This is a genomic window from Frondihabitans cladoniiphilus (assembly GCF_039544345.1).
Taxonomy (GTDB): Bacteria; Actinomycetota; Actinomycetes; order Actinomycetales; family Microbacteriaceae; genus Frondihabitans; species Frondihabitans cladoniiphilus.
The window spans coordinates 75,471-91,299 of the sequence record NZ_BAABLM010000007.1; the positions used below are offsets into that span (position 1 = coordinate 75,471).

The following is a 15,829-nucleotide window of genomic DNA, read 5'->3' on the forward strand; positions in this document are numbered from 1 at the left end:
GTTGACTGGCGTAGGCTGGTTCGGGGGTCTTTTCCTTGCCTCCAGGCCTGGCGACGTTGTCTCAGTCCCTCTGAGGCGCCATCGGCTACAGCGATTCCAATGGACGTCCGTGCAATGCGGCAGCCGCGAGCGACCCGAAATCCAGGCTGCTTGAAATCCGTAAGCGTCTCCCGAGGTTTCGCTTCGTAGATTGAGACGTCATTCCAGGAGGGGAGCGTTGTCGAGCGACCCGACAACACGTGTGCAGCTCTGCGTGGTGTGGGTTATTTGGCGTGAGTGTGGCCTTGCCGCGAGACGCCAGTCAGCTGAGGGTGATCGTGTGTTCGATGAGTCTTGTGGCGACCTCGGACAGCCGAATTTTGTGCGACCGAGCGAAGGCAAGAATGAGTTGAAAGGCCTGGTCCGGACTTACGCCATTCTGGTAGGCGATGAACCCCTTGGCCTGCTCGATAGCGATACGAGAATCAAGAGCGCTCTGAAGTTGACGTCGAACCACGGCACTGTCCTGATGGGATCGCTCGTGAAGGATCCCAATGGTGGCGACATCACCCAATGCTCGCGCGGCTCTGATGTCGCGTTCGGACATGTCGCCGGTCTGGACTCTCAGGAGGTTCAACGTCCCGATGATGTCGTCTCGGAGTCGAAGGGGAATGGCGAAGACCCCTCGGAAGCCTCGTGCGTGGGCTTCATCGCGGAACCGCTGCCACCGCTCCGGCTCCGCATCCAGATCGGGGAGGCGAACAATCTCGCCAGTAGTAAAGGCCTCCCAGCAGGGGCCGGCTTGCGCATCGACCTGCAGGATCTCGACGAGGTTGCTGGCCTCGCTTGTTGACGCCACGACCTCGAGCCGGCCCGTCGCATCGGCGAGGAGGATGCCAGCCGCTTCGACATCAAGGATGTCACGGCAGTCTTCGACCAGGGATTGCAAAAGATCGACGACGTCATACCCGACAACCAGAGTGTCCGCGAGGGTCGTGAAAGCGTCGACGAGTTGCTTTTCACGCGTGGGAGTGTTCATGATGCGTCCTCAATTCCGTTCTGGTTCGTAGTGAACTCCACACGACCGTGAATGACGTCGTCCGACAGATCACTCATGGATCTCTCATCGGCAAACGCCCTGCCTTGAAGGACGAGATAGGCGTCGGCGGCGGACAGACCCAGTTGGGAGATGATGAAACCGGTCGCTTGATGGACGGCGCGCCGGGAATGGCGTCGTCCGTCATCGGATTCAGATTCATCGGCTGCCTGACCGACAGCGAACCGCAAAACCGAGCGCGCTTGGGCCTCTGCCACCCTCATCATTAGCGTCACTTGCTCGGAGGATAAGGTCGCTCGTGTGAGCGTGAAGACGCTGATCGCGCCGAGTGAAAACGGGCCGATCAGGAGTGGGAACACGAAAAGACCCTTCACGTGATCGTGCTCGGCAGAGGAAACGAAGGCCGGCCATAACAGCATCATGGGATCGTCCACTGCCCTCACAAGGATCGGCGTGCGCGTGCGGAGGGCGTCCCAAGCAGGGCCCTCGCCGAGATCGAACTGCGCCTCGTCCAGACGCGCCGCCACGGGGCCGCTGGACCACAGCGTCTCACTTCCGAGGATGTCCCCGAAGGTCGCAACCGAAGCGCCGTCCGCTGCTAACAATCCGATGAAAGGAGACGTCCAGGTCGCCGACGGCGTGTCCGTGATAGAGCCGACGGCTTTCGCCCATCGATCCAACGCATCGTTCGACTCGGGAACGAGGGACATGACGCAACCGTACAGCTACCACCCGCGGTCGTCCTCACCCCTGGGCTTGCTGATCATCCTCAACCGAGCGGGACCTGCCTTCCTGGGTGACCACCAGGGAGCCGTAGCCGATGAACTTACTCAAGGCCAGATACATGCTCGCGGAACGGGGCGGCGAGGCGTAAGGTCAGCGGCATCGGCGCAGACCCCGCTGATGTCAGGAACGGCCGACAGCCTCTAGGTCGCCCTCGAACCCTTCAGCCGTTCAACGGATGACGGGAAGCGAGCCGTGTCGAACTCCGACCGGCCAGCAGCAGCAGATGAGCACCCGTAATTCAACAGTTTGTTAGGCGCTCGTTGCATGTCCTCAACGGTCGGCTGGATCGGACGAGACGTGCCCAACCATGACCGTTGACCCAATCTTTGCTGCGCTCGCCTCTACCCGACTCCAGATCCTTATGGATCTCGACAACACAGCACCGGTCTCGCGTTTACGGAGCGCGGACCTGCGGGTGCGCGTCTTGGCTGTGGTCGCTGGACTCGAAGACGGCTCCACCATGCCCATCGCGGCGTGGCAACAGTTGTCCGCTATCCAGCAGGATCTCGCCGGGCTGATCTTCGCCTCATCCGTCGCTCTGAATCTGGCCGTGGGAAAATGATGTTCCAATGGACCAGGGAACGCGGATGAGTTCCGTGTTCAGGCGGCGCCGCGCGCTCAGACGGGCCGCCCGAACGCGACCCTTCAACTTCGTGAAGACCTCGGCATCTTCTCGCGTAGCGGTAGCAACTCGGAAGCCGCAACGCCAGCCTAGCCAGCACCGACACTCCAGCAGCCCGTTGGGCTGACGCTACCGATGAGCGCCCGCAAGATGGTGACGTTGTCGGGACCTCCTGCCGGCCTGCCTGCTCCGATGGCACGGCCACGTTTGTCCGCATCGAGGGCATCATCAAAGCCTTCAGTGGGAACACCTGTCCCTAGCAACCGTGGCAGGCAGAGGCGCTCGCTCCGCTGACTCCCAAAGAGGAACCCCTAGTGCACGATGTCGGGGAAAACGGACGCACCCAACCCAAAAAGGACGCCCGTCCGGCGGGCTGTGATCCCGAGCCCAGTGATTGTATTCAGCTGCGAGGCGATGGCTCCGTTGTGGAGGACGACGAGCTCGTCGGTGAGCTTTCGGGTACGAGCCTAGAGAGCGGGATCAGAATCATTGTGCAACAGATGTTGTTCTTTCGCCCCGCCAGGACGCCATCTGTGCCACGCTTGCAATTCGGGACGAACCACCGAGGGAAGCGTCCACCATGGACGGCTACGCCATCTGCATGGATCGCAGCAACAACTACGCCAAGATCAGCCAGCACTCGGGAACGCACGCCGGTCTCGTACGGCTCCTCGAGGAGTGCGTACCCCACGGGTCAATACTGGTTGGCCTGGTGATCAGCTACGGCTCACAGATCCAGCCACGACGACCACTCGAACTTGTCGCGTAACTACCTCACATTCGCCAATTTCGGCCCCGGCGTGGACCTCGAGGAACGCCGCCGTTTTAGAGACATCGAGGGGCTCTTCGACGTGGAAACTGTTGGTTTCCGCCTGTGACTTCGGGGGCTGGCCCCCAGTCAGACTTCGAAGTCGTCGAGGTTGTAGTTCTCGAAGGGTGGGTGTTTCTCCCACTCGGCGACCTGTTCATCCGTGTGCTCTTCGAGTTCGAAACGCACCGGCGTCGTCGGCGTCATCAAGACCGAGATCTGACCGAAGCCGACGGGGCTGAAGTCGATGAACTCCGCCACTCCACGAGCGGACGCGAGGATCTGCTCCTTCAGTTGGGCGACGTTTTGAGACGGTTCGAGGTAGAGCAGGTGGCCGTCGATCCGAAGCTTGTTGATCTGCATGGCAGCACCCTTAATGACCGCCGGTTCACGGAACCCTGAGCATGCCACCGGGGGCTGGGGTGGAATCTCACATGGTCACTGAGCGATCGATGTCACCGTAACCACCCTGGATGTCCGCATTCACGGGCGCCGACCGCTACGCCGTGCTCTGTCCCGTTCCCGGTCGCAACGACGTCCAGATTCTCTGGACGGAGAGTTGTTGCCGCTGCGGACGCAAGCACGCTCCCGAGCAGAGGCCAAAGTGATGGCGCGTGAAGTCGTCGCGGTGCGGTTGGACGTCCCCACGGGCGCCGTCCATATCGGCCAGGTCCTCTACCGGTGCCGGCCGCTTCGCTGACGCTCGAGAGTCAGAACTGGCAGTGGTGCGGGGTGGGTTTAGTGGCTGGCTTCGGTGATGGATGCGCGCAGAGCATCCAGGGTGAGGAACAGGGTTTGCTCATCCAACGGCGACGCGGTGAACCCGTGGTGCAGGTAGAACCGGGTCGCACTCTCATCGATCGCATGCACCAGCAGCGCCCGAACCCCGATGACATCCGCTGCACTCGCCACCCTCAGAAACGCGTCCTGCAGAAGCGAGCCGCCAAGGCCCTGGCCTTGGTGGTCGGCGTGAGCGGCAAGACGTCCCAACAGGATCACCGGGATCGGGGCGGGCATGTTCCGCCGCACCTTCCCCGGTGCCGTTTCGAGCTCCACGGCGGACGCGGCAAGGGAGTAGTAGCCGGCGACGGTGGGTGTTCCGGTCAGGGTCGTGACGTAAGTGCGGGACGCACCCGTGGCATCGTTTTTCTGAGCCCGGTTCTGCAACCACGAATCCAACGAACTCTGGCCCGAAATGAAACCGGTGACGTCGTGCTCGGTGGTGAGGGGGGTGGGGGAGGTGTAGCCGCTCACGCAGCAACACCCCGGAAAAGGGTCACTGGTCGAAGACGGTGGGACGGCGAAGCAACGCCACCACCTCCGGGACCGCCTGCACCGGCGCATCCAACCGCGCCATAAACGCCCCCCACGCTTCCTCTGACACAGCGAACAGCTTCCGATCCGTCAACACCTCTTCCGCACGCTCCGTCAAAGCCTGCACCGAGAACTCCGTCACGTTCCGCCCCAACAACGCAGCCGCACGCTCAATCGTGTCCTTCTGCCGCGCCGTCACCCGCACCGCCAACCTGCCACTCTTCACCACCACATCACTCATGCGCCGATTGTACGCCCATAAGGCGTACATCATGGGAATGGATGTTGTCGGCGCTTCTCCCAATTAGGGAGACAGTGGCGTGACGGCCTGGAAGAGCTTCTCCCGTGAAACCCCCATCGCCTACGAAGGTCTTCGCGTTACCAAGGACTGCAGGTGTTCACGGTAGAATTCGTCCTCGATTGGGTTGACCTTGAGTTCGAGCGCGCGGAGCTTCACACGTGAGTCTTCGAACTCGCGCAACCCGCTGGCTGTGCGGATCGGTTGCGCTGGCAGGGTGCGGAGCATTCCATCTCAGGATCGAGTTCCCCGTCCCAGCGCTCAGACTCGGTCGTGCCGGCCACCCATGGTCGGTCATCGGAGGCCCTACCTCTTACAGGCCGACAGTTGACGGGTGAGTGCGGCGAATAGCGTCGCCCATCTGCTCGAACGTGAACTCGCCACGAACCCAGGAATCCTGCGCTGCGTGCGTCACATTGGACGCATGGCCACCCTCGAGCGCGCCCGAAGTGCGGACCTCGTCGACCATCTGCTGCCAGCGGGCGCGCTCGCTTTCAGAGAGCTGCGCAGTCTTGATCGTCATGGCCACCTGTCCTTGCCGTTATCCGTTCAGTCAACCGGACACACGGCAAAAAACGGTAGTTGCGAAATTTTCACGCTTCAGGTCTTGGCGATGAGTTTCGACGTATCGGCAGGCCGGGAAAATCGGGCCTCTCCGCCAGGCCGCTTGGCCCCGGCGTTTCCGCCTACACGCCTCGGGTTCTATCTCTCAAGGGTCACCAACCCGGGTAACGCTTCGTCCACCGCGTATACGGGCCGTAGTCGCCGTGGAGGCGCCTGCCGGCGGTGAACTCATACACGAAGTCGTCGGCCATGGTCAGGATCGTGCCGCGTCCCTCGACCTCGAAGGCAAGCTCGGGCGGCAGCGCCGCCTCGCCGTGCAGAGCACCGAGGATGTTGCCGCAGATCGCCCCAGTCGAGTCGCTGTCGCCCGAGTGGGTCACCGCGAACGACAAGGCGTCCAGCATCCGTCCCGGCTCGGGGTGGACTAGGGCGGCGTAGACAGCCATCGCAAGCGCCTCCTCGGCAACCCAGCCGGCTCCGAGCGCTTCCATCGTCACCACGCTCGGCGGCTCGGATTGCTGCGCTGCCTCCACCGCCCGCTCGAGTGCTCGTAGCGTCTCCTCGTGACCCGGGTGCTGGGCGAGTACCCTCAGCGTCGTGCCCACCGCCTCGCCCAGCTGCTGACCTCCCACGAGCGCGCCGATGAGCATGGCGAGTGCCCCCGAGGCGAGCCGGCCGGTGATGTGGCCGTGCGTGTATGCGGCGGCCTCGGCCGCGGCGTCGAACTTCCACTCCGGAGCCACCGACGTCCACGGCGGCAGCAGCCCGAACGGGGCGCTCCGCATGACCCCACCGCATCCCTTGGACTGGTTCACGGCCGCGTCGCCGAAATGCTCAAGTTTCCGGTGACCGGCCCGCGCCGCCTCCAACGCCGACAGGCATGTGTTCCCCGGTGCACGGCGCGAGTACAGCCAGCGCTCGTCGATGAGCCATCCGTCCTGCTCGCCGTCCGGCCCAGCGAGGTACTGGGTATCGAGCCACCGGTCGTAGGCGTGGTGGACGACGGCGACCGTGAAGCCGAGCCCACGATCGGTGCGCACCGACGCCCGGATCATGCCCTCGACTGTAAACAGCGTCATCTGCGTGTCGTCCGTGATGCGGCCGTAGACGGGCCTGCCGTCGACCGTCTCCGGCAGAAATGACCGGACCCCGTCATCCCCGCATTCCTGCCGGATGAGCGCAGCGTCCCAGAACTCGACGGGGCCACCGAGCGCATCGCCGATCGCACCGCCGAGCAGGGCGCCGCGCACACGCGACCTGTAACTCTCGAGAGCGATCCGGTCGGGCGCTGGTGAGTTCACAACAACAGGCTAATAACTCTGAGGCGCGCCTCAGCTCAGACACAAGTACCCAGAAGAGACGCATGCTCGGTCGTCGGTGCCAGAGACGATCGGCTCTGCCGAGGCCGCACGCCCCAGCCCCGACCTGTGGACTTGATCTCTGAATGGTGGCCTTCGGTGATGGCTACGCGACGGCGGCAGGGCGCACCATGACGGACCCCTACCGTTCGCTTGCGGCCAGGAGTTCCTTAGAGAGTCGACGAAGATCTTTGGCGCCCTGGCCGTAGTCGAGAACAATCGTAGCGACGGTCGGTCTCCAACTCGCTTCAACCTGTGTCCCCCTCCCTTGTCCGGGTGTGAAGCTGAGCTCGATTACGCCAGCCCACACTCGCCAGGTGAACCCCACGGTAAGAGTGGCCCCGGCGGCGGTCGCGGCCTTGAGCTTGAAGCGCCTCGATGTGCGGACCACCTCGGAGATCAATGCGGGCAGTGACTCGCGAGGAGTCTCAACAGGGAAGGTGGCCGAGCTTCGCGCCCGCGAACTCGACACCATCAAATCGTGTTCCATGCCATCACTCTCCTCCGGAATCGCCACGATCAGATGATCCCCGAGATCTCCTTTGGATAGGAGCGAAAGCCGAACCCTAATCGTTCGGCCAGGACGGCCTCGGGGCGAGGGGGGAAGACCGAATCAAGCATGGGTGTTCGCCTACCCGTGTTCATTTGCACATTTGAGCCGTATGTAAATTCCGTCGAGGCGGATAAGCCTTCGGACGGCCGGCGCGAGGGACTGTCTCGCGGATGGAAGGCTTTAGCAACACCCAAAGATCTATTTGGTGGTCCTGCTCTTCTGCTCGTACATTGGGGCCATGCCTGGTCAAAACGCCGCCACGGAGCTAGCCGGCCTTCGGGTGATCGCGCATCCACTGCGCCTAAGACTCCTCTCCCTTCTCACGGGGGAGACCCTGAGTGCGGCGGAAGCGGCTCGCCGACTCGGGGAGTCTCAAGCCAATGTCAGTTATCACTTGCGTCGTCTTGCCCATGCCGGCTTGGTCGATCTCGTCGAGACGACGGCGGTCCGGGGTGGTATCGCTAAGCGATACCGTCATGATCCCGACAGTGGCGCCGTTCTAGCCACGGGAGACCGTGAGGGCCACCACGCGTTGACAGGTGCGATGGCAGCAGAACTGGTCAGCCGCAGCGCCCGCTTCGTCCCTGACACTCCAATCGTCTTCACGGATGCCGAAGTCACTGTTCCGCAAGACGTGTGGTCGCGCGTTGCTGATCTCGTTCGGCAGGCGGGCCAGCTTTTGTCGGACAATGCTCTGCCCAGCCAGGATCAGGAGGGTGTTCGAGTTGCTGCCACGTTGATGTTGTTCCAGGTGGGAGCGGCAGAGCCGGTGGCGTCGTGAGTGGCGGCTACACAGATGTGCTCCGCGTCCCCGGGGCTCTTCGAGTCTTCCTCCCAGCTCTTGCCGGCCGGATGTCGTTCGCCATGGTCACCCTGTCGCTTCTGTACTCCGTCGAGGGCGCCACGCACGGATTCGCTGCCGCTGGTGCGGCGACCGGGGCCTTCGGCTTGGCCAATGTCGTGGCTTCGCCGTATCGAGCGCGTTATGTTGACCGTTTTGGGCAACGGCGAGCCTTGAACACGCTCGCTGCGACATACGCGGTGGGGCTCGTGGTCCTCGCCCTTCTCACGGGGACCCGAGGCACGCCAGCGTGGACCCTCATCGGCATGTCGGCCCTGGTCGGGATCGTTCCGCCGCCGCTGGGAGCAGCCATGCGCGTGCTGTGGAGTTCGCTGACGCAAGCCGGCCCCCTCCGTGCTCGCGCCTACAGCGTCGACGCCGTGAGCGAGGAACTCCTTTTCACGACCGGCCCTCTGCTCACCGCGCTGCTCATCGCTGTGGCCTCGCCGCCCATAGGTCTTCTCGCGACTGCCGCTTTGGCTCTTGTTGGGACGCTGGGAACTGCTGTCGGTTTCGTGGACCAGGACCGCTAGGCGGACCGCCACAGTGCGTCTTAGTCTGCGCCCGCGCGGGAACCCTCTCCGCGCCTGTGCAGCGTTGTAACGGCGACGCATGATCCGCCCGTCTCGTAATCACGCCTTGTTCGAGGGGCCTTGATTCGTCTGTGACGATTACCGAAGCCCTCGAGTTTCCCGTCGCCTTCTTCGTGAAGGCGTCGCCTCGCCAGTCGTCAGTGGCGCAACACGTCGGACTGTGCACTCGTGGCGAGGAACCGGTCGTGGTCCGCTGCGAGGCGGGATCGGAAGTCCGGCGCGGCAGTCGGGCCGTAGCCCACGTACTCCGACCGGAGCTCGAGTTGAGGGAAGACCTCGTCTATGAAGGCGTCGAGGTCAGCCCCGTGTCCTGGGCCGGTGTCGCCCAGGCCCGTCGCCACGGCTGGCGGGATCAGCTCCGTGACCGCCACGGCCGTGTTCGCAAAGGCGAATCGCAGGTTCTCGGTGTAGCTGTGCAACGCGGCTTTCGCAGCGCTGTAGGCCGGGGCGAACACCTGTGGGAAGAAAGCGCCGCCTGAGGTGACGTTCACGATCTGTTTCGCCTGGTTTGGCTTGTCCGATGTCAGGAGGAGCGGCGTCAACAGATGCACGAGGTGGATGGGTGCCGCCAGCAGGAGATCGAGTTCTTGCTGTCGTTCCTGCCACTGCCCCTTGTCGGCGGCGATGGAGACCCGCCTCTGAATGCCGGCGTTGTTGACCAGAACGTCCAGGGCCCCGGGGCCGGATCGGATGACCTCCGCGAGATGTTCTCGGTCCTCTGGGCGGGACAGGTCGCCCGGGATGGCCTTGGATCCCTGAACGCTTGCTTGTGCATTGTCGAAGCGCGCTCCGGGGCGGCCCGTGATGAACACGTCTGCCTCGCTGTCCGCGTATCGGCGTGCGAGTTCCAAGCCGATTCCGGACGTGGCGCCTGTGATGAGAACTGTTTTTCGTGTTGACATGGCAACAGTATGAGCCGAGTGTGTTTCCATGTCAACAAGCAGCTAGGATCCTTTCATGGCTGAACTTCTTTCGGACGCCGAGATGAGCAAGTGGGTGACGTGGAAGCGCGCGACTGAGATGGTCCTGGCTGACATCGAGTCGATCATCTCGTCGGCAACGGGTTTGTCAGCTGGCGACTTCGCCGTCCTGACGCGTGTCGTCGAGGAGCCCGGGCAGCGCATTCGGCAGCAACGCTTATCGGATCAGCTGGGCTGGGAACGCAGCCGCCTCTCGAAGCACCTCGACAGGATGGCGAACCGTGGCCTCATCAGTCGCGATGGGAATCTGACGGAACGGACGATCACTCCGACCAGCCATGGGACGGTGCTCGCGCACCAGGCACGAGTCATCCATGCGGACGCGGTCCGATCCCGGCTGCTCACGCATGTTCCAGAACTCGCCACGGACGACTTCTGGCTCGTACTCAAGGCATTGTCCCGACCTGCCGCTTCTTGACCGCTGTCGAAGCGGGTCGCCGCCCAATCCGCTCGGGGCCTGTTGACTGTCGGCGTAAGCGTTTCGAATGTGCGACGCGTTCCGCAATTTCCTCAATGACAGCGGTCAGCGGACCCCCACCGTTCGTAAAGACCGGTCTTGTGGGTGCCAGGCGTCAGTCGTATCCCGGTGGCATGAATGAGCTACTAGTCGGATACGCACGCGTGTCCACAGAAGAGCAAGACCTCACCGCCCAACGAAACGCCCTCGCCGCTCTTGGCGTCAGCGCTGACCGGATCTACGCCGACCCAGGCCTCACCGGCACCAACCGCGACCGTCCTGGACTCCGTGAAGCGATGGCCTCCTGCCGAGCCGGCGACACGTTCGTCGTCACCAAACTCGACCGCCTCGCCCGGTCACTTCCGGACGCGCGCGACATCCTCGAGGAGCTAACCAAACGCGACGTCAAGCTCAGCATGAACGGTTCCGTTCACGACCCCAACGACGCCGTTGGCGGGCTGCTGTTCAACGTGCTCGCGATGGTGGCCGAGTTCGAGGCCGACCTGATCCGCATGCGGACCCGCGAGGGAATGAAAGTCGCCAAGGCGAAGGGCCGGTTGCGCGGCAAGCGAACGAAGCTGAAGCCGAACCAGATCAAGCACCTGCTACTGCTGTACAACGAAGGCACCTAAAACCAGACCGAACTCGCCGACCTGTTCAGCATCTCAAGAACAACGGTCTACCGGACCATCGAACACGCCAAGTCCGCGTCCACTCACTGATCCCCACTCGGGCGACGTCATGACAGTGGCGCCGCCCTACCCCTCGCCCTCCAAGGAGGAACGGCTACCGAGCGCAACAGCTGGTGTTCTCATGCGGTGGTCGACCGGGCAGAAGGTCATAGCGTCTGTCGTGCGACGCCGGTCGCGGCGATGGTCTCGCGGTACGCCTCGATCTTCCGTTCCAGCGCCGCGAGGTGCCGCTGCACCTCCGCCTGCCGAGCGAGGACGGTCGCATGGTGCTGCTCGAGGAGCGCGAGCCGTGCGGCATCGTCAGCGCCTTCTCTGTACGCGGCCGCGTACTCGCGCATCTCCTGCACGCTCATCCCGGTCCCGCGGAGCATCACCGTCCCGGCGAGCCAGCTGAGCGACGCCGTGTCATACCGGCGCCTCCCATCCTGACCACGCTCAGGAGCTGGCGCGATCCCTTCCTTCTCGTAGTAGCGGATCGTGTCGACGGTGATGCCGAGCAGCTCCGCCGCGGCGCTGATCGTGATCGGCTCGCCGACGTGGACCTCGGGAAGCAGCATGAGCCGAGTCTCCCACTTGACATGGTGCGCACACCAGGGTGGAGGGTCGTCATCGTCCGGGTCATCCCGGCGACGAACGGAGAACACACATGCAGCAGATTCCTCTTGGCTCCCAGGGCCTCGTCACGTCCGCCCTCGGGCTCGGATGCATGGGCATGAGCGCCTTCTACGGCGGTGCAACCGAAGCCGGCTCCGTCGCGACCATCCGTCGCGGGCTCGACCTTGGGATCACCCTGTTCGACACCGCGGAGGCGTATGGGCCGTTCGAGAACGAGAAGCTCCTCGGCCACGTGCTGGGCTCCGATCGAGACAGCGTCGTCGTCGCGTCGAAGTTCGCCACGGACTTCACCAACGACGGCCAGCCGATCGGTCTCGACGGCTCCCCAGAGCACGCACGCCGGGCCATCGACCGGTCCCTCAGGCACCTCGGCACCGACCACGTCGACCTCTGGTACCTGCACCGTGCGGACCCGCACGTCCCGATCGAGGACACCGTCGGCGCGATGGCTGAAGCCGTGACCGCCGGCAAGGCCCGCTACATCGGCGTCTCCGAGACGTCAGCCGATACCCTGCGCCGGGCGCACGCGACGTTCCCGATCACGGCGATCCAGTCCGAGTACAGCCTCTTCGAGCGCGATGCCGAGCACAACGGTGTCCTCGACACCGCTTCAGAGCTCGGGATCGGGTTCGTGCCCTTCTCGCCGCTCGGCCGCGGGTTCCTCTCCGGCACCGTCACCCGCAAGGACGACCTTCCCGCAGGAGACGCCCGGCGGAACCTGCCCCGATTCTCCGACGAGGCGATCGATGCGAACCTCCGCGTCGTCGACGCCCTTAAGGTCATCGCCGACGAGAAAGGCGTCACGACTGCGCAGCTAGCTCTCGCGTGGTTGGTTCAGGCCGGCACCGTCCCGATCCCCGGGACCACGAAGCCGTCCCGGGTCGAGGAGAACGCCGCCGCTGTCGATGTCGTCCTCACGATTGGCGATCTCGAGCGCATCGCAGCGGCCTCTCCCCATGGCGTGGCCGCCGGAACCCGCAACACCGAGGCAGGAATGGCCCGCGACCGCGGCTGACCCGAACGGGACGCCCCGCAGCAGCAGGCGCGGCCGAGAGTTCCTTACGTCCGACAGCCGATCGCCTATCGAGACACCGCCATAGGCTCTGGTCATGACTCTGCGCGGCGTCCTCGACTACGTCGGCATCACGCGACCGAAGGGCGAGCGCAACTGGTTGCAGAAGCTGCTTGACCGACGCCGCGCCCGCTGACGGAACCTCAAGCGTTCGCTCGGTCCTGCGAATGGGTGATTTCAGAGGCGGGATCCTTTTGTACTGGCAGTGCCGCCCAACAGATCGCTCTCGTGGGTCGGTTATGAGCCTGATAGGTCGGGTCGCCGTTTCCCTCCTGAAGGTGGAGCCTGCCGGTGAAGCCCAGGCCAGTCGAGACGTCCACGGCGGGGTGGCGTCGGCGTGGGTCAGGCGAGGAGGCTGCCGCCGTCGACGACGACCGAGGTGCCGGTGGCGTACGCCTGGTGCATGAGGTAGAGGTTCGCGGCGGCGATGTCCTCGCCCTCGCCGACTCGTCCGGCGGGGATGCGCGCAGCGGTGCTCGCGAAGATCGCCTCGCGTGTCTGTTCCGGGAACGGGTCCCAGAGTGGGGTGCGGATGAGGCCGGCGATGACGAGGTTCACCCGCACGGGTGCGAGCTCGAGGGCCAGAGCCCGCGTGAGCCCCTCCATCGCAGTGCTGACGCTGGCGCCGAGTGCGCTCCCCGCGGAAGGACGCCGGCCGGCCGTTCCGGCTGTGAGGACGATGGAGCCGCCGGGGCGAATGTGCGGGCTGCCGTATTTGGCACTGGCGTAGGCGCCCCAGAACCGGACATCGAAGAACGCTTTCGCGTCGTCGAGGGAAGTCTCGACGAGGGGCATGGGGCGGAGGGCGTCGCCTGCGGTGAAGACGAGGTGATCGAAATCGCCCACGGTGTCGAACGCCGTGCGGAGGGCGGCCTCGTCTCGGACATCGACGGCGAGACCGGTCGCCGTAGCGGGAAGCTGCTCGAGCGCGCGGTCGACCGAGGTGTGAGTTCGGGAGATGACGACGACGGCGGCCCCGTCGCGGGCTGCGGCCTGCGCGGTGGCGAGGCCGAAGCCGGAGGTCCCGCCGATGATGACGACCTTCTCGCCGTCGAAGGGTGCTGGATTCGTGGAAGCCATGGAGTCTTTCCTATTCGGGGATCGTGTAAGCGCCGGGGATCCCGCCGTTGACCGGGAAGTTCGCAGCTGTGATGTAGCCGGCGTCGGAGCTGGCGAGGAAGACGGCCGCGCCGGCGATCTCGGCCGGGGTCGCGAACCGGCCGGTCGGGACATGGATCAGGCGGGCCTTGACGCCGTCCGGGCCGAGCTGCTCAAACATCGCGCGTGACTCGGGCGAGTCGACGGGGCCGAGACTCAGGGAGTTCACCCGGACACCGGCGCGAGCCAGGTGGACGCCGAGATCCTGCGTGATCTGGGTCACGGCGGCCTTCGCGGCATTGAACGCGGTCTGCGCCGTCATCGACCCCTGCCCGACGAGGAACGACCCGGTGTTGATGATCGAACCGCCGTCCGGGTTGCTGCGCATGACGGGCACGACGTGTTTGCAGGTCAACACAACCGGCATCACGAGATCGCTGAAGGCGGCGTCCCAGGTCTCGACGGTGTTCGTCTCCAAGGCACGATCCTCACGGCTGAGGGGTCCGACGTTGTTGTAGAGCACATCGATTTTGCCGAATTTCTCGATGATTGTGCGGATCGTCTCGACGACGGCGTCTTCGTGCCGCATATCGGCTTCGAACAGTGTCGCCTCGGTGTCGATGCCGCCCTGCCTGTCGATGCCGACAACGGTGGCGCCTTCGGCCTGGAACCGGGCGATGACCGCCCGGGCGATCTCACCGCCGGCGCCGACAATCACCGCGACTTTGCCCTCAAGTCGCCGACCGAGCTGTACTTGCGCTTCCATGGTGCTTCCTTCCGCGTCGGTTCCATCGGGATATGAAAAGAGACTGATTGGTTTCGAAACCGACAGGTCTCGATGTTACACTCGCCGGGTGGACGCGCAAGTGCAGGATCCCGGAGCCAGTCGGATCGCCGAACCGCCCGGGCGGCCGGGGCGGCGGCGAGACCCGTCGGTCGACGACCGCGTGATCGAGGCGACCCTCGAGCTTCTCGTCGCCGGTGGGTTCGAGGCGATGACGATGGAAGCCGTCGCGACCCGTGCTGGGACCGGCAAGGCCGGCATCTACCGGCGCTGGGGCACCAAGCAGGTCCTCGTCGTGGACGCGGTCCTGCGGTCGGGTCTGGGTGCCTCCGACTCGGTGGTTCCCGACTCGGGCACTCTTCGGGGTGATCTCACGGCGATTGTCGGGTCCGAGACGGCGAAGGCGACGCGCCAGAAGACTCGGCTCCTCGAAGGGCTGCTCGTGGTGATCCGCGAAGACCCGCAGCTACGAGCCGTCGTCACCAACGCTCTCATCGAGCCGAGGGTCGCCGCCATCCGAACGGCCCTCGACCGAGCCCACGACCGGGGTGAGATGTCCTCGTCCGTCGACAGGGAGACTCTTGCCGCTGTGCTCCCGTCGATGCTCTTCTACCGACTGTTGGTCAGTCGTGAACCCGTGACACGCGTGTGGCAGCACGAAATCGTCGACGGAATCATCGCGTGGGCCCAGAGGCGCTGACGAAACCCTCGTTTGCCTTTGCCCCTTCCGGCTTCAGGTGCCTCTGGGCATGGCGAGCACCGCCAGGGCGAGTTCGCGCAGCAACGCATCGATGTCGTCGAGGCCTTTCTCTTTCGTGCCGTGCCCGGCGAGGCTTAGCGTGAGCGCTCCATGGGTGGCGGCCCAGAGCTTCGACGCCGCAGACCTGGACGCGTCCCGGTCGTGGAGGAGCTCATCGACGAGGTCGACGAACGTGTTGTAGGCGTCGAGGCCCGCGCTGACAAGTTCGGGATGGTGGTCCGTGGCAAGATCGGCGCTGAAGATCAACGTGTAAACGACGGGCTCAGCGCGGGCGGTCGCCACGTAGGCCGAGAGCGCCGCTGAAAGCCGCTGGCCGGGGTCCAGCGACGGGTCGGAGTTGAGGATCGCGCGACGGATCCGGGCGAGGCCTTGCTCGGCGATCGCAGCCAGGAGATCGGACTTGTCACGGAAGTGTCGGTAGGGGGCGCCGCGACTGAGGCCGGCGGCCGATCCGACAGCGCGAAGTGTGACAGCCGAGAGACCGTCCGATTCGGCAAGGTCGGTGGCGACCCGCACGATGCGATCTCGAGTAGGTTCCTCACCCATACGACTCCTTGGTTGACGTTGTCAACACTACGCGCTACGGTCTGTTGACAGT

At 64.5% G+C, this 15,829-nt stretch carries 18 protein-coding genes and 1 pseudogene; 7 read left to right on the top strand and 12 right to left on the bottom strand.

Translation table 11 applies throughout. The features are described from left to right. Window positions 1–301: 301 nt before the first annotated feature. Entirely contained in the window at window positions 302–1,018 is a 717-nt protein-coding gene (locus ABEA39_RS14915; protein ID WP_345376726.1) for a GAF and ANTAR domain-containing protein, read from the bottom strand. Then, on the bottom strand, window positions 1,015–1,746 hold the full coding sequence (locus ABEA39_RS14920) for a GAF and ANTAR domain-containing protein (RefSeq protein ID WP_345376727.1): 732 nt from the start codon (window positions 1,744–1,746) through the stop codon (window positions 1,015–1,017). Before ABEA39_RS14920 ends, ABEA39_RS14915 begins: the two co-directional genes overlap by 4 nt. Before the next feature lie 383 nt (window positions 1,747–2,129). Between ABEA39_RS14920 and ABEA39_RS14925 the strand changes: the two genes are divergently transcribed. Next, entirely contained in the window at window positions 2,130–2,384 is a 255-nt protein-coding gene (locus tag ABEA39_RS14925) for a hypothetical protein (protein ID WP_345376729.1), read from the top strand. A gap of 958 nt (window positions 2,385–3,342) precedes the next feature. Here ABEA39_RS14925 and ABEA39_RS14930 read toward each other — a convergent pair. The 5 genes from ABEA39_RS14930 to ABEA39_RS14950 form a co-directional block, all read right to left on the bottom strand. After that, window positions 3,343–3,615: a hypothetical protein gene (locus ABEA39_RS14930; protein WP_345376730.1), complete on the bottom strand. Its 273-nt coding sequence runs from the start codon at window positions 3,613–3,615 to the stop codon at window positions 3,343–3,345. Window positions 3,616–3,990: 375 nt separating this feature from the next. Beyond that, the gene (locus ABEA39_RS14935) at window positions 3,991–4,506 is read right to left on the bottom strand and encodes a GNAT family N-acetyltransferase (protein ID WP_345376731.1); all 516 of its coding nucleotides are present in this window, start codon (window positions 4,504–4,506) and stop codon (window positions 3,991–3,993) included. Window positions 4,507–4,528: 22 nt separating this feature from the next. Beyond that, window positions 4,529–4,807: a type II toxin-antitoxin system TacA family antitoxin gene (locus ABEA39_RS14940; protein WP_345376732.1), complete on the bottom strand. Its 279-nt coding sequence runs from the start codon at window positions 4,805–4,807 to the stop codon at window positions 4,529–4,531. A gap of 370 nt (window positions 4,808–5,177) precedes the next feature. After that, the gene (locus ABEA39_RS14945) at window positions 5,178–5,387 is read right to left on the bottom strand and encodes an antitoxin VbhA family protein (protein WP_345376733.1); all 210 of its coding nucleotides are present in this window, start codon (window positions 5,385–5,387) and stop codon (window positions 5,178–5,180) included. 193 nt (window positions 5,388–5,580) lie between these two features. Further along, complete coding sequence (locus ABEA39_RS14950; protein ID WP_345376734.1) at window positions 5,581–6,678, bottom strand: ADP-ribosylglycohydrolase family protein; 1,098 nt, start codon at window positions 6,676–6,678, stop codon at window positions 5,581–5,583. Window positions 6,679–7,577: 899 nt separating this feature from the next. Here ABEA39_RS14950 and ABEA39_RS14955 point away from each other — a divergent pair. Beyond that, window positions 7,578–8,120: a helix-turn-helix domain-containing protein gene (locus ABEA39_RS14955; RefSeq protein ID WP_345376736.1), complete on the top strand. Its 543-nt coding sequence runs from the start codon at window positions 7,578–7,580 to the stop codon at window positions 8,118–8,120. A gap of 83 nt (window positions 8,121–8,203) precedes the next feature. Next, window positions 8,204–8,713: an MFS transporter gene (locus ABEA39_RS14960; protein WP_345376780.1), complete on the top strand. Its 510-nt coding sequence runs from the start codon at window positions 8,204–8,206 to the stop codon at window positions 8,711–8,713. Window positions 8,714–8,910: 197 nt separating this feature from the next. Here ABEA39_RS14960 and ABEA39_RS14965 read toward each other — a convergent pair whose 3' ends face one another. After that, a complete protein-coding gene (locus ABEA39_RS14965) occupies window positions 8,911–9,705 on the bottom strand; it encodes an SDR family NAD(P)-dependent oxidoreductase (RefSeq protein WP_345376737.1) in 795 nt (264 codons plus the stop codon). Window positions 9,706–9,730: 25 nt separating this feature from the next. On the opposite strand from ABEA39_RS14965, the gene ABEA39_RS14970 reads away from it, so the two are divergent. Both ABEA39_RS14970 and ABEA39_RS14975 read left to right on the top strand, forming a co-directional pair. Next, window positions 9,731–10,171: a MarR family winged helix-turn-helix transcriptional regulator gene (locus ABEA39_RS14970; protein ID WP_345376738.1), complete on the top strand. Its 441-nt coding sequence runs from the start codon at window positions 9,731–9,733 to the stop codon at window positions 10,169–10,171. A gap of 173 nt (window positions 10,172–10,344) precedes the next feature. After that, window positions 10,345–10,932: pseudogene (locus ABEA39_RS14975) on the top strand (recombinase family protein). A gap of 116 nt (window positions 10,933–11,048) precedes the next feature. Here the strand turns inward: ABEA39_RS14975 and ABEA39_RS14980 are convergent. Then, a complete protein-coding gene (locus tag ABEA39_RS14980; protein ID WP_345376739.1) occupies window positions 11,049–11,459 on the bottom strand; it encodes a MerR family transcriptional regulator in 411 nt (136 codons plus the stop codon). Window positions 11,460–11,548: 89 nt separating this feature from the next. On the opposite strand from ABEA39_RS14980, the gene ABEA39_RS14985 reads away from it, so the two are divergent. Continuing rightward, window positions 11,549–12,532 (top strand): aldo/keto reductase, encoded by a 984-nt coding sequence (locus tag ABEA39_RS14985; protein ID WP_345376740.1) that lies wholly within the window; start codon window positions 11,549–11,551, stop codon window positions 12,530–12,532. A gap of 399 nt (window positions 12,533–12,931) precedes the next feature. Here the strand turns inward: ABEA39_RS14985 and ABEA39_RS14990 are convergent, their stop codons facing one another. Both ABEA39_RS14990 and ABEA39_RS14995 read right to left on the bottom strand, forming a co-directional pair. Then, entirely contained in the window at window positions 12,932–13,669 is a 738-nt protein-coding gene (locus ABEA39_RS14990) for an SDR family oxidoreductase (RefSeq protein WP_345376741.1), read from the bottom strand. Between the two features lie 10 nt (window positions 13,670–13,679). Beyond that, window positions 13,680–14,453: an SDR family oxidoreductase gene (locus ABEA39_RS14995; RefSeq protein WP_345376742.1), complete on the bottom strand. Its 774-nt coding sequence runs from the start codon at window positions 14,451–14,453 to the stop codon at window positions 13,680–13,682. Between the two features lie 88 nt (window positions 14,454–14,541). Here ABEA39_RS14995 and ABEA39_RS15000 point away from each other — a divergent pair, with 88 nt between their 5' ends. Continuing rightward, the gene (locus ABEA39_RS15000; protein ID WP_345376743.1) at window positions 14,542–15,171 is read left to right on the top strand and encodes a TetR/AcrR family transcriptional regulator; all 630 of its coding nucleotides are present in this window, start codon (window positions 14,542–14,544) and stop codon (window positions 15,169–15,171) included. 33 nt (window positions 15,172–15,204) lie between these two features. Here the strand turns inward: ABEA39_RS15000 and ABEA39_RS15005 are convergent, their stop codons facing one another. Then, on the bottom strand, window positions 15,205–15,747 hold the full coding sequence (locus ABEA39_RS15005; protein ID WP_345376744.1) for a TetR/AcrR family transcriptional regulator: 543 nt from the start codon (window positions 15,745–15,747) through the stop codon (window positions 15,205–15,207). Window positions 15,748–15,829: the final 82 nt, after the last annotated feature.

Coding starts and splice junctions, on each gene's coding strand:
- ABEA39_RS14915 (WP_345376726.1), bottom strand. CDS start 1,018: ATGAACACTCCCACGCGTGAAAAGCAACTCGTCGACGCTTTCACGACC.
- ABEA39_RS14920 (WP_345376727.1), bottom strand. CDS start 1,746: ATGTCCCTCGTTCCCGAGTCGAACGATGCGTTGGATCGATGGGCGAAA.
- ABEA39_RS14925 (WP_345376729.1), top strand. CDS start 2,130: ATGACCGTTGACCCAATCTTTGCTGCGCTCGCCTCTACCCGACTCCAG.
- ABEA39_RS14930 (WP_345376730.1), bottom strand. CDS start 3,615: ATGCAGATCAACAAGCTTCGGATCGACGGCCACCTGCTCTACCTCGAA.
- ABEA39_RS14940 (WP_345376732.1), bottom strand. CDS start 4,807: ATGAGTGATGTGGTGGTGAAGAGTGGCAGGTTGGCGGTGCGGGTGACG.
- ABEA39_RS14945 (WP_345376733.1), bottom strand. CDS start 5,387: ATGACGATCAAGACTGCGCAGCTCTCTGAAAGCGAGCGCGCCCGCTGG.
- ABEA39_RS14955 (WP_345376736.1), top strand. CDS start 7,578: ATGCCTGGTCAAAACGCCGCCACGGAGCTAGCCGGCCTTCGGGTGATC.
- ABEA39_RS14960 (WP_345376780.1), top strand. CDS start 8,204: ATGGTCACCCTGTCGCTTCTGTACTCCGTCGAGGGCGCCACGCACGGA.
- ABEA39_RS14965 (WP_345376737.1), bottom strand. CDS start 9,705: ATGGAAACACACTCGGCTCATACTGTTGCCATGTCAACACGAAAAACA.
- ABEA39_RS14970 (WP_345376738.1), top strand. CDS start 9,731: ATGGCTGAACTTCTTTCGGACGCCGAGATGAGCAAGTGGGTGACGTGG.
- ABEA39_RS14980 (WP_345376739.1), bottom strand. CDS start 11,459: ATGCTGCTTCCCGAGGTCCACGTCGGCGAGCCGATCACGATCAGCGCC.
- ABEA39_RS14985 (WP_345376740.1), top strand. CDS start 11,549: ATGCAGCAGATTCCTCTTGGCTCCCAGGGCCTCGTCACGTCCGCCCTC.
- ABEA39_RS14990 (WP_345376741.1), bottom strand. CDS start 13,669: ATGGCTTCCACGAATCCAGCACCCTTCGACGGCGAGAAGGTCGTCATC.
- ABEA39_RS14995 (WP_345376742.1), bottom strand. CDS start 14,453: ATGGAAGCGCAAGTACAGCTCGGTCGGCGACTTGAGGGCAAAGTCGCG.